Here is a 12,648-nt window from a genome sequence, read left to right as displayed (position 1 = left end):
AAATAAAAGCCCCGCTCGATACAATCGACGGGGCTTTTTTGTTGCGACAGACTTCAGATCATCAACCAGTGCTTCTGCTTAAGCCTTGGCGATAGGAAAAGCCAAGACCTGATCAATCGATACGGACTGGGTCATTCGCATTAACAGCCTATCCAAACCGATTGCAATTCCGGCGCAATCCGGCAATCCCGATTCAAGCGCTTGCAATAAACGAAGATCCTTGGTCACGTCAGGCAAGCCCTGTAGGCGTCTGATGGCTATTTCTCTGTCAAATCGTTCATCCTGCTCTCGCGCATCGGTCAATTCGTAATAGCCATTACCCAACTCGACGCCATCAATAAATACTTCGACCCTGTCAGTAATCTCAGGATTTTGAGCATTCAAACGAGCCAGGGACGACTGACAGGCAGGATAACCATAAACCAGATACAAAGCGTTGTCATTTAACTTGGGCTGAACGCAATGACTGAAAATAAAGTCCAGCCATAATGCATGAGACATTCCGCAAATTGTGATTGCTTCAGCAATGCCTGTTTTTTCAGCATAGGAGGAGTAATCGGTTAAAGAAAACCGTAACGCATCCAAACCGGTATGCTGCATAAAAACGGTTTGATAACTGACTCTATGGGTACAGGTCAGCGACCGGTAGGGTAAAAACACTACATTAACCAGTTCTTCTACCTCGTCCATCAAGTCAAACAGATCAAAGCCAACCCTGTACCATTCCAATAGAGTGAATTCGGGATTATGTAAACGTCCCGTCTCTCCGTTTCTGAAGGCCTTGCAGATTTGATAAATTGAACCGGAACCGGCTGCCAATAAACGCTTCATGGCAAATTCCGGCGATGTTTGCAGGTATAACGTTTGCCTGCGGGGATAAAGCTGGTAATCCGTCGTGAAAAAAGTCAATTGAGGATCAGTCCCTATACCTTGACTCAGCAAGGGCGTTTCAACTTCCAAAACACCCCTTTCTGAGAAGAACTGCCGAATGGCCGCCAGTAATTGCGCCCTGCTCTTCAACAACCTTAAATCGCCAGAAGGCAGCCAATCGGAATTCACTATTCTTTAACGCGAGAAACGTATTCGCCTGTGCGGGTATCCACCTTGATGATTTCGCCCGTTTGAACAAACAGCGGCACTCTGACAACTGCTCCGGTTTCCAGCGTGGCAGGCTTGCCGCCGCCGCCAGAAGTATCGCCTCGCAAACCAGGATCGGTCTCGGTGATTGCCAATTCAACAAAATTGGCAGGCACCACTGATAATGGCGAATCATTCCATAAAGTAACAGTACATTTGTCCTGGTCTTTTAACCAGTTAGAAGCGTCACCGACGGTTTTATCATCCGCCTGGTATTGCTCGAATGTGTCCGGCACCATAAAATGCCTGAAAGAACCGTCATTGTAGAGATACTGCATTTCAATATCGACCACATCAGCACTCTCCAGAGAATCCCCTGATTTAAAAGTTCTTTCGATCACCCGCCCTGTTTTCAGGTTTCTGATTTTGACTCGATTGAAAGCTTGTCCTTTACCCGGCTTCACAAATTCATTTTCAATAATTGCACACGGATCATTATCCAACATGACTTTTAATCCGCTTTTAAATTCATTGGTACTGTAAGTCGCCATTTTTTCCTCGAGACAAAAAACGATATAAAAACGAGGCATTATAATGGACGCTGGATTTGTAAGAAACTAAATCGCACATCTCATGACTAAAAACCATCCACCCCTTGGCGATATTCGCTGGCAACACGAATTGGCAGACGCTTTTAAAACGATAGAAGACCTGTGTAAGTTTCTGCAGTTGGATACAGCCCAACTGCCTGTTTCTGAAGCGGCGGCCAAACAATTTGTCTTACGCGTACCTCGCGGTTTTGCCGAATGCATGCAAAAAGGCGACGCCAACGATCCCTTGCTACGCCAGGTCTTGCCGTTAACTGATGAATTAGTGACAATGCCGGGCTTTAGCGATGATCCGGTCGGCGATAAAGCGGCCGCCAGAGACAACCTGGTTATTCACAAATACGAAAGCCGGGCCTTGATGATTAATACCGGGGCCTGTGCGATCAATTGCCGCTATTGCTTTAGGCGGAACTTTCCCTATTCGGATTATCAGGTCAGCAAAGAAAAGCAGGACCAGGCACTGGCTTATATTAAAAACGATATCCGGATCAAAGAAGTGATATTAAGCGGCGGCGACCCTTTATTACTCAGCGATGAGCGATTAGCCGGCTTGATGCAGGAATTGGGCGGCATTGACCATATCAAGAGGATTCGCATCCACTCCCGTTTGCCTATCGTGTTGCCCAGCCGGATTACCGGCACATCACTGGACATTCTAACGAGCACACAAGCCACCCCCGTGATGGTCGTCCATTGCAATCACGCCAATGAAATCAGCCAATCCGTTGCTCAAGCCTGCCGGTTGATCAAAGATTACGGTATAACTTTGTTAAATCAGTCCGTCCTTCTAAAAGGCGTTAACGATACGGCAAATGATTTATGTAATTTGAGTGAGCGCTTATTTGAAAACGGCATCATTCCCTACTATTTGCATAGTCTGGACAAAGCCAACGGCACACACCATTTTGAAGTCAGCGAAGAACACGCCCTCAGACTGATTCAGCAGGTACAGGACCGTTTACCGGGCTATCTGGTACCCAAATTGGTCAAAGAAATCGCAGGAACGCCCTCAAAACAAAGCTTGAGCGGATAGACCTCGTTATTCCTTTGTGCAAGAGAGGCGGTAGTGGCCTACAATTAACCTCAATTTCTTAAGGAAATTGCCCATAGATTTTGTCCGGCGCCATGATTTTTTCGCCCCGTCTTTAATCAGATGACCTATGAAAAGATGACTCGACACTTGGATCTTCCGTCAATCATAAATGCTGATTCCGTATCGGACTGGCTGTCCCTGGTCAACTTCATTGAGACCATCCCGGCCAGTAATGAATTGCTTTCAGCTTTAAATCTACTGTCAAAAGTTCATGGCACTGATCATGATTTATTGGCCGGGTTGAATGTTATCGCGCCTTTAGTGCATCAAAATAGCGATAAGCTGATACTTTTATTGGCCCAAAGCGCTCCTGACCCAGGCCACCTCAGCACCAAATCAAGAAAGATTGCCCGATTGAACGCCATGTTGATCAGAGCACTGTGTCTTGCCTATATCAATGCATTGAGGCAAAAATCGATACCGGAAGAAGAGAAAATAGAAACACTGGCAAAAATTTTGCGCTTGGTCAGCGAATCTATCCAGGCGAATAGCCTTTATTACAACCGCGGCTCCACGACACTTTGGAAAAAAATGGGCGGCCTTTATGAATTGGCGATTCGTGAAAATCTTTTAGACAAGACAGTAACCGACCACGCCAAAGATACGTCTAAAAATACCACGCTTATTTCGTTGTTTAAGCAAAGCCTTGTACTTGACCTGTTAAACGCCTATCAAGCGCCATTCAATAAAAGAACGGCACTTTTTGACCTAGCCGGGAAATGCGCCGACAAGCTCGATATTTCGGGACAGGGATCGACGCATCATACCTTTATCTGGGACACCCGAACTGAACTGCCTATTCTAAGCGGTCAAGCGAAAACATCAGATTCCAGCCCCTTTTATATCAGTACAGACCGCCTGACCCAACACCTAAAGAAAATCCACCCTGAACTTACCGGCAGAGAATCCTGGTTTTTTCCCTACTGGCAAAAACTAAACGGATACAGAGAGATTCTTGACTCGCTTACGCCAAGTATGCCTCGTTATTTTGAGGTGGTAGTGGGTATGGAAGCGTGTTTGGAACTGGTAAAACAGCTCACCAAATTATCCAATTTGAAACGTTTCAGCGCACTACCCGAGCAAAGCAACAATTTAAACGATATCGAACTGGAACCCCTGAAAGATATTAATACCGGCCACATAGATCTATCGGGAAGCGGACTGTCGTCAACTATCGAGCGAGCCAATATCCAACCCGCGCGCTTTGAAAATTTTTGTTCCGCTCAAATCAGGCATGCATCAATCCGCCCCAACACACTGGTTCTGATCCTCAGCAACCAAAAACCGCCCGATCTGGGCATTGTCAGAGCCCAGCAGGCCAACCCGAATGATGCTATCGGCTGGGCCCTGCTGGAAAAATTACCGGGAAACTTGCGAACCGTTGTCATCAGATATAACGAAAAAATTTGCCGTGGACTTTTACTGAGAAGAGCAAACGGAGCATTAAGCATCCTATTACCGGCAGCCCGCTATTCATCCGGAGATAAACTCGAGATAACCGGAGATAACCCCCGCATTCTGACGCTTGAACGGCTGGAAGAGACCAACGATCAATTTATTTGCTTTCAGGCGAGTGTTGATTGACTATGCCGTGCGGCACATGCGCCGAGGCAACATGCCGGGCTGCGGACTCACAATGTCCACGTTGATCGTCAAAAAAAATATCGGCGCCAAATGCATCCAAAAACTCGCCTTTGGACATACCGCCCAGAAATAACGCTTCATCAATACGAATACCCCATGCACGCAGCGTTCTTACCACTCGCTCATGAGCCGGCGCCGCTCTCGCAGTGACCAGAGCCGTGCGAATCGGAGAAAGGTCCTGCTCAAAATGGGTTTGTATATGCTGTAAAGCACTCAGAAAATCTTTAAACGGCCCGCCCGGTAACGGCTTTTTCGCCTCGTTCCGTTCATTTTCAGTAAAAGCCTGTAAACCTTGCTCCTGATAAATACGCTCGGAAGCATCCGAGAACAATACCGAATCACCATCAAAGGCAATCCGTAACTGCTCCGAACTTTTTTTCAGCGATGAGCCCGATAGAATCGTTGCCGCAGCAAATCCTGAATGCAAAGCCTTTGCTACATCATCGGCATTGGTCGACAAAAACAAATGCGCGCCAAAAGGCGGTATATAACCATAAGGCGACACACCACTGGTAAATGCCGCTCGGGTAATGTTCAGCTGAAAATGCGCAATCGAGTTAAAGACTCTTAAACCGGTATCGGCGCTGTTCTGTGACAATAAAATAACTTCAACCAGCGGCCCAATCTTACTCATATCATTGATGGCTAAAAACTTTTTGACCAGATCAAAGCCAAATCCGGGGGATAAGAGCTCATCTTCATGATCGATCTGATAACGGCAATACGCTTCTTTTCCCTGTTCTTCAAAAACACGATGAGATTCATTCAAGTCAAACAACGCCCGGGAAGAAACAGCGACAACCAGCTTATCGATTTTCATGGGTACTATCAGACTCACCGACTGGTATTGAACGTATATGAACGAACAACACCCTGATTGTCGAAGCGAATCACAAGATCTTTGGTTTCATCGTCTGCAAACAGCGAATAGCGATATCGTCCGTAAGTCCAGGTATTTCTTCCATCCTCGATACCCATTCGCCAAGGCAGCCCAAACATTTCCCTAACCTGCTGCTGAGTCGTTTGCCCAATCTTGATATCGGACACCCGGGAATTGGGAAAATCCTGACCAATCGTGGCGCACCCGTTGATTTGCAAAACGCCAAAGACCAAAACCAAAGCGCTTAAAAGCCGCTTGAATGCTGAAAATTGAACTGATAAACGAAATAAACTCATGATATTTAAAAAACCTTTTATTGAAAAAATGAACAATATAACAACCTTGCCCCAGCCCGATCAAATGTAGCCCTGATATTTTAAAAGCAAAAGTCCAGCCGTTATGCTTAAAGCACTACCTATTGTTGTCAGTGCAATAATTTCAGCCGCCATGGCGCCATGGCGAGTCATCTGTTTAGCCATGACAAAACTGGCTGATGCGCAAGGCACCGACATCATCAAAAACAGCAAACCCAGTTCCTGCGCCCTAAACCCCCAGCCGATTGCCATGACCGTCACAATAGCCGGCACAATAACCAGCTTAAAGATGGACGCCCAGATGACTTCTTTATGATTGGCTTTAAAACTGTCCCAATGTAAACTGCCCCCCGTGCAAAGCAACGCTAAAGGCAGCGTCATTTGAGAAAAATAGTGCCCCGAATTAGCCACAATTTCAGGAATGTCCACGGCAAGATAGGAGCCGGTAATTCCCAGCAAAACAGCTAGAACCAATGGATTTTTTAACAAACTCAGCCAATAGGAGGCTTTATCCGTTCGTAACACCAGAACCGCCAGAACATTGTATAAAACGGTCATCAAGGCCAAATAAATACTGGCTTTGGACAAGATCTGCTGACCATAGGCATTAAGTACCAGGGCTATACCCATGACCCCCATGTTGCCGCGAAATGCACCCTGCACAAAAACGCCTCGTTTTTCGCGGGTCACAAACAGCGCCGATGCCAACCATAACAGACCGACAATAATCACGGTGACGACAGCAGCAAACAAAATGAGCGGTCCATCCAGTGATTCACTCAGCGGCGTGGACACCGTGCCAAAGAAAAGTAGACAAGGTAAGGTGACGTTGAATACTATTTTATTGCCGACCGCTATAAAGTGATCATCAATCAGCTCTATTTTCCGGAACAGCCATCCCATACTCAGGATCAGCAGCGTAGGACCGGTCACATTTACAGCAAAAAATAACTGATCAAAATACATAGGAAGGAATTATCAGCGACTGCGCCTTAAGAGCGTATTGGTTTGACTTTCCGGATCAACTGAACGATGACCCGATTCGATGATGACACCCCGTTGCACCGTTTTGAAAAGCGAACTCGTTTAAAAGTACAACAAAGTAATTAACCCTATAAGGAATTATTCGATAATGCCGCATGTCTGAGTGTTTATCAACCCGGCTCCGGCAAACCCTCACCGCTTTACTTTAGGAATCAACGTGATTATGCGCTATTCATGGCTCTTCGTTCTTTTGTTATTGAACCTTCAAGGTTGCTCCAATTTGCCGGTGGCACTGCAAAATCCGCCTATCCCGGACCTGGCTTACCAGGACATCACGATGCAACCGGACAGGCATCTGAACAGGCCGGTTCGATGGGGAGGCACAATACTGGAAGTTCGAAATGAAGAACAATATACACAGATCGAAGTGCTTTACTACCCGTTGAGCAGCAACGGCAGACCGCAAGGTAATTCGGCAACAGAGGGACGCTTCCTGATACAAAGCCCGCGATTTCTCGATCCAGCCGTTTATCAAAAAGATCTCGATATAACCGTTGCCGGTTTATTTACGGGTGAGAGCGAAAAAAAAATTGGCAACAAAACGTTAAAAATCCCCATCATCCAGGCAAACACGCTTTATTTATGGCCTAAACAACAACCCCAATATTATTACTGGAACGAATTCGGTTACGGACCTTATTACAGTCCATTTTATTTCGGTTTCAGACCCTACCGGTACTATGGTTATCCCTATGACCGTTATTATTGGTAAGCGCGGCAGGTGTAAAAAGAGCCATCGGGTTATTTCATGACCTGATGGTGCTATTTTTATCCGCTAAAATGGGTTGAGTCTCCATTACAGCTCTTTTATCAAGCAAATACACCCAAGTTCCCTCTTCCCTGACCTTCAATGCCGTCAACTTTTTCCCTGCACATATTTCACTTAACGATTCGCCGCTAACCGGGTCATAGCAAATACTGTGCATGGAACACTGCAAATAGCGTCCCGACTCATCAAAAATGTTGCTTTCCTCACAATCCAATGCCCTGGGCATATGCACGCATTGATTCAAATAGCCGTATACCGCTCCGTTAAAACGAATCAGAATTGCGCCGAACGCGTTCCCCCGATACTTGATATTAAAAGAAAACTTACCTAATTCCGGAATTTGAAATCCCTGACAAATAGGTTCTGGAACTCTTTTTATTGCCATAGTGGTTCACCCCTGTTTTACATTAAAGCAAACATCAGGCCAGAGGTGAATAAACAAAGAAGAGCCGTCAGTAATCCCCCAATCTTTACTACAGGGACCTATTTTCGTATCCATTGAAATCAACCACCTACACCCTTAATTCAAAGCGGGCGAGTAGTTACCATTAACGACTTGATCATCCTTCAGTTAGCACCGGAATCTTGCCTATTTTAGCCTGCCATGCTTTGGGACCGGTGTTATGAACAGAAATACCGTTGGCATCGACGGCTACGGTTACGGGCATGTCTTCTACGACGAACTCGTGTATGGCCTCCATACCCAAATCGGCAAAAGCCACGATGCGGGCCTGGCGTATGGCTTTGGAAACCAGATACGCCGCCCCGCCCACCGCCATTAAATACACAGATCGGTGTTTTTTTATAGCTGCAATGGCTTCCGGGCCCCGTTCGGCTTTGCCTATCATGCCCAGCAAGCCGGTATTGTCCAGCAAGGCACCGGTAAATTTATCCATGCGTGTCGCCGTGGTAGGTCCCGCAGGACCGACTACTTCATCACGCACCGCATCCACAGGGCCGACGTAGTAGATAAATTTATTGGTGAAATCGACACCCTCCGGCAACGGTTTGCCGCGGTTAAACAAATCGATCAGACGCTTGTGCGCAGCATCCCGGCCGGTCAGTAAGGTGCCGCTCAATAACAACGTTTCGCCCGGCTGCCATGACGCAACGTCTTCCCGTGTCACTGTAGCCAGATTTACACGCCTGGCTGTTGTACCGGCATCCCAGGTCACTTCGGGCCAATCGCTTAAACTTGGCGCTTCAAGCTTGGCCGGCCCGGATCCGTCCAAAATAAAATGCGCGTGCCGTGTTGCGGCACAATTTGGAATCATTGCGATAGGCAGATTCGCGGCATGCGTCGGAAAGTCACGGATTTTTATATCCAGCACCGTGGTCAGACCACCCAGCCCTTGCGCGCCTATGCCCAAAGCATTCACTTTTTCGAACAATTCCAGACGCAGTTCTTCGACCCTGTTCTGCGGTCCGCGGGCTATCAATTCGTGGATATCGATGGATTCCATACAGGCTTGCTTGGCCAGTATCATTGCTTTTTCAGCCGTGCCACCGATACCTATTCCCAAAATGCCGGGCGGACACCAACCGGCGCCCATAACCGGCACCATTTTAAGCACCCAATCGACAATGCTGTCGGAAGGATTAAGCATGGCGAATTTGGATTTGGCTTCCGAGCCTCCGCCTTTGGCCGCGATTTCGACTTCAACGTGATCTCCGGGAACGATTTCCATGTGGACCACAGCGGGCGTATTGTCTTTGGTATTAATCCTTTTTCCGGCTGGATCGGACAAAATGGACGCTCTCAAGATATTGTCCGGATGCCGATAAGCGCGCCTAACGCCTTCATTAACCATATCGGCCACACTCATGTCGGCTTCCCAGCGCACATCCATACCGACTTTTAAAAACACAACGACAATGCCGGTATCCTGGCAAATAGGCCGATGCCCCTCCGCGCACATCCGAGAGTTTATGAGGATTTGAGCAATAGCATCCTTGGCTGCCTGACTTTGCTCTTTTTGATACGCCTCATGCATCGCCTGAATAAAATCTTTGGGATGGTAATAGGAAATAAATTGCAACGCATCAAACACGCTTTGAATAACATCGTCCTGGCGGATAAGAGTCATGGTTAATTCCTTGCTAAGTGAAAATGAGATTGTTCCCACGCTACTGCGTGAATAGTTGAATTCTTCCGGCTCATTTCAGTTTTTGCACAAAATCATTGCTGATACGACAGCCACCGACTTCAGGAAAATCAATGAGACTTTGCTCAAAATCGCGAAAAGCCGGATTCTGGAAAGACAGCCGGGCAATCTTGCCATTAACGATTTCATACTCCAGTGCGCCGCCTTTAGGCCAGGGTGATCCGTCTTGAGTGGTAAACAGCATCAACCCGATATGACCCAATGGTTTTCCCTGTTCAATTGCAGGCCTTGAACAACTCAACTCTTTGATAGCAAGCCAGTTGAAAACCTGTTCAACCTGCTGATAAGTCAGCACAACGCCCTCGCCGGAGATCGCAGTCACTCCCAGCAGATTTTCCAGACCGAAATCACCCAGATTATTTTGTAATAACACCTGGCCGTTGCCCTCTTTGGCAGTTGCAATCAACGGATAAATTTGCCGCGCCATTTCGGTTGGATTTTTATTATTGATCACGGCGGTTAATTGACGGCCAATGGATTGAACCGGTCCCACAACACTTTCCTGTTTGCGACGCCCTGTTAATAGCGTCTCCCAGGTTTCATCGGTACTGACCGACAAACCCATTTGCGCCATGGCGTCATAATCCGGTTTGGCCAGACAACCCGAAAAGCTCCTTTCGCGATACTGTTGCAGCGTACTCATTTTATAATCCCCCGCTGACAATTTGGCCGCAGGAATCGTATAGTTTTGCCAATCAGTTGAAGAACCCAGAAAATAAAACAAAACCGCATTGCGATCGTATTTATTGAAACCCAGCTCTCTCAAGACTCTTTTTAACTTGCGGCACTGACTTTCAACATCGGCGTATTTCTGCCAATCAGGCTGAAGATTGGGCTTGTCCGCCGAATCCACTTTTTCAATCAATGTTTTTAAATCGATACTGCCGTTTGCGGTTCGAATGGGCGAGCGCCATAGCTCATCGAGGCTGAGATCCTGGGCATTGGGTATATTTAACGAGGGATTTTTCAGCAGCAGTGTTCTACGCAATTCCGGATAAACTTTGAGTTCACCCAATAATTTGGGCTCGGAACTCAATATTTTGGTTGCACCATCGGCTATTTCGTATACAGGCAAACGGGTTTCATTCAGGACCACATCTTTACCCGACAAACGAATCAGCGATTGAAGGTTGTGGGTTTCACTGCTTACTTTTGCCGCCGAAGGAACCGTCTGAGCGGGGACGGGCACCTGCGCGCCAAATACCGGGGCGCCCTGAACCCACTCATTAGCCATTTTACCCATCACGGCCACGCCAAGCCCAACTCCGGTTATGGCCAATAAATTGGTCGTCGTATTGACGTCGCCGAGTAATTTGGTCACATTAGTATCGCTCTGATTACTGGTCACAAAGCTGTAATCAATGGCCGTTTCCTTACTCAAATCCAGTCTTAACCAGGGCGTTAATGCGGCTTTACGGGTCTCAAGGTTAAAATTACACTTGCCTGTCCCCGCTTTATAAACCAACGCAGTCACATCCTGCTGATAGTTAACTGCCTCGTTTTTGACCTTAAAAATAACTGCTGCAGACGTTTCATTCGTCTCATAGCTGGGTCCGATATCGGTGCAGCCTGCTTTTAAAGCATTGTCACCTTTTAATTCAAATTCAGAAATCAGCTGGACATAATAATCGTCGCCATTATCTGAAGTGATACCCTCCGAAGGTGCGAGAGAGCTGGCCTTAGGTACCGGATAATCAAGAGCCAGCTGCCTTGACGTGGTACAGCCGCCTAATACAACAGCACCCGCAACTAAATAATTTAAAAATCTAAATCTACTACACCACATGCTTTAACCTTGCTTCAAAGAAACATTACCCGGAAAGTGATAAACCTCATCACTTCTTTAACCGGTTGCTTTAAAAACTACAAACTTGGCATTGCCGGCAACCAGAGACACCTGCCTGAAAAGAGTTTTAAGTGTCTGATGGTAGCCCAAGTGCCGATTGCCAATCACCCACAAAGCGCCTTTTTTATTCAGTACTTGCCTGGCTTGCTTGAACATCCGGACGGCAATCATATCGCCCACCGTATGTTGTTGATGAAAGGGTGGATTACAAAGAATAACGTCCGCTGAACCGGGTTTAAATTCATTTAAACAATCGCCTGACCTGAATGTTGCAGCGCCGCGGTTACCGAACGCCGCGAGAAAATTTTCTCTTGCCGATGCAACTGCCATATAGGATTCATCGACAAAATGAATGACCGCTCCGGGATTTTTTGCAGACGCCATCAGACCTATCACGCCGTTACCGCAGCCCAAATCGATAATATCTCGGGCATCCGGCCACTGAGCCAGTTGCTCAAGAAAAAACCGTGCGCCTATGTCAAGACGCTCTCTTGAAAAGACATTGGCATGATTGACGATGTCAAAATCAGTGCCTTCCAGTTTGTAACAACCGGGATAAGGATTTACCGGTACCGGCAAACGGGAATCAGGCTTCACGTCAATCAGTCGCGCTTTCTTCCAAGCCAGCGAGGTCGTCGTAGGTCCTATCAGCGTTTCCAGCAAGGTCCATATCGAACCGGTTAAAGCCTTGACCATGCCGGCAACGATCAGCCGGGTGCCCGGTTTAAGCAATGGCCGCAAGCCGATTAATTGATGTTCCAGCAGGGCTAAAGTCTTGGGTGCTTTAATCAGAATCAAATCGAACAGGCCGGAAGGTTGATTCAAACTTGTCAAAAAAGTCACCTCATCTTTCGACCTGCCATTGGCATCCAGATTGATTCTGCTCGCCTGATGACTGAGATAAGAATCGGACCAGCCCACTGGCGCATAAGGTTGTAAAGCGACTGTCAAAGCCCCAAAGCCATCATTGATGATCAAAATGCGAGACCCGGCTTCAGGCAAGCCGTGTTGATTCAACTCATTCAACAGCAACTCATCTGCCGCATCCCAGGCTCTTAAGAGCTCATTCCTTCTGGCGGGCAACCGTGATAACACAAATTGTCCCTGGGGAACAATTATCCGATTATCTGCATTGCTTTCCAACTGCTTTACAACCACCATTAACACCTTGAAATTTTCCGGCTATTATACCCCAGCGCCGCGAAACG

12 protein-coding genes are annotated in these 12,648 nt (G+C 47.1%); 3 read left to right on the top strand and 9 right to left on the bottom strand.

Annotated elements, in window-relative coordinates; all coding sequences use genetic code 11:
• Positions 1-78: 78 nt before the first annotated feature.
• Both epmA and efp read right to left on the bottom strand, forming a co-directional pair.
• Positions 79-1,059 carry an EF-P lysine aminoacylase EpmA gene (gene epmA / locus GO003_RS12770; RefSeq protein ID WP_159656379.1) on the bottom strand — a complete coding sequence of 327 codons (981 nt, stop codon included), beginning with the start codon at positions 1,057-1,059 and terminating at the stop codon, positions 79-81.
• Positions 1,059-1,628 (bottom strand): elongation factor P, encoded by a 570-nt coding sequence (gene efp, locus GO003_RS12765; protein WP_159656381.1) that lies wholly within the window; start codon positions 1,626-1,628, stop codon positions 1,059-1,061. Before efp ends, epmA begins: the two co-directional genes overlap by 1 nt.
• A gap of 82 nt (positions 1,629-1,710) precedes the next feature.
• Here efp and epmB point away from each other — a divergent pair, with 82 nt between their 5' ends.
• Both epmB and GO003_RS12755 read left to right on the top strand, forming a co-directional pair.
• Positions 1,711-2,718: an EF-P beta-lysylation protein EpmB gene (epmB, locus tag GO003_RS12760; RefSeq protein ID WP_159656383.1), complete on the top strand. Its 1,008-nt coding sequence runs from the start codon at positions 1,711-1,713 to the stop codon at positions 2,716-2,718.
• Positions 2,719-2,853: 135 nt separating this feature from the next.
• The gene (locus tag GO003_RS12755) at positions 2,854-4,362 is read left to right on the top strand and encodes a hypothetical protein (protein ID WP_159656385.1); all 1,509 of its coding nucleotides are present in this window, start codon (positions 2,854-2,856) and stop codon (positions 4,360-4,362) included.
• Here GO003_RS12755 and GO003_RS12750 read toward each other — a convergent pair.
• From GO003_RS12750 to GO003_RS12740, 3 genes are read right to left on the bottom strand one after another with little or no spacing between them, the layout of a single operon-like run.
• Complete coding sequence (locus tag GO003_RS12750; RefSeq protein ID WP_159656387.1) at positions 4,334-5,242, bottom strand: 5'-nucleotidase; 909 nt, start codon at positions 5,240-5,242, stop codon at positions 4,334-4,336. The two genes, GO003_RS12755 and GO003_RS12750, sit on opposite strands and share 29 nt — an antisense overlap.
• Before the next feature lie 14 nt (positions 5,243-5,256).
• The gene (bamE, locus tag GO003_RS12745; RefSeq protein WP_159656389.1) at positions 5,257-5,598 is read right to left on the bottom strand and encodes an outer membrane protein assembly factor BamE domain-containing protein; all 342 of its coding nucleotides are present in this window, start codon (positions 5,596-5,598) and stop codon (positions 5,257-5,259) included.
• Between the two features lie 60 nt (positions 5,599-5,658).
• A complete protein-coding gene (locus GO003_RS12740) occupies positions 5,659-6,582 on the bottom strand; it encodes an AEC family transporter (protein WP_159656391.1) in 924 nt (307 codons plus the stop codon).
• A 241-nt stretch (positions 6,583-6,823) separates the two neighbouring features.
• On the opposite strand from GO003_RS12740, the gene GO003_RS12735 reads away from it, so the two are divergent.
• Positions 6,824-7,372 carry a Slp family lipoprotein gene (locus GO003_RS12735; protein WP_159656393.1) on the top strand — a complete coding sequence of 183 codons (549 nt, stop codon included), beginning with the start codon at positions 6,824-6,826 and terminating at the stop codon, positions 7,370-7,372.
• A 34-nt stretch (positions 7,373-7,406) separates the two neighbouring features.
• Here the strand turns inward: GO003_RS12735 and GO003_RS12730 are convergent, their stop codons facing one another.
• From GO003_RS12730 to GO003_RS12715, 4 genes are all read right to left on the bottom strand, one after another.
• Positions 7,407-7,814, bottom strand: a complete 408-nt coding sequence (locus tag GO003_RS12730; protein ID WP_159656395.1) for a Rieske (2Fe-2S) protein — start codon at positions 7,812-7,814, stop codon at positions 7,407-7,409.
• Between the two features lie 175 nt (positions 7,815-7,989).
• The gene (locus GO003_RS12725) at positions 7,990-9,516 is read right to left on the bottom strand and encodes a fumarate hydratase (RefSeq protein WP_159656397.1); all 1,527 of its coding nucleotides are present in this window, start codon (positions 9,514-9,516) and stop codon (positions 7,990-7,992) included.
• Between the two features lie 70 nt (positions 9,517-9,586).
• Positions 9,587-11,380 (bottom strand): hypothetical protein, encoded by a 1,794-nt coding sequence (locus GO003_RS12720; RefSeq protein ID WP_159656399.1) that lies wholly within the window; start codon positions 11,378-11,380, stop codon positions 9,587-9,589.
• A 57-nt stretch (positions 11,381-11,437) separates the two neighbouring features.
• Positions 11,438-12,601 (bottom strand): methyltransferase, encoded by a 1,164-nt coding sequence (locus GO003_RS12715; RefSeq protein ID WP_159656401.1) that lies wholly within the window; start codon positions 12,599-12,601, stop codon positions 11,438-11,440.
• Positions 12,602-12,648 lie beyond the last annotated feature (47 nt).

The sequence above is a fragment of the Methylicorpusculum oleiharenae genome (assembly GCF_009828925.2).
GTDB classification, from domain to species: domain Bacteria; phylum Pseudomonadota; class Gammaproteobacteria; order Methylococcales; family Methylomonadaceae; genus Methylicorpusculum; species Methylicorpusculum oleiharenae.
The sequence above is the reverse complement of the archived record's forward strand: the minus strand, read 5'-3'. Positions and strand labels throughout refer to the sequence as shown.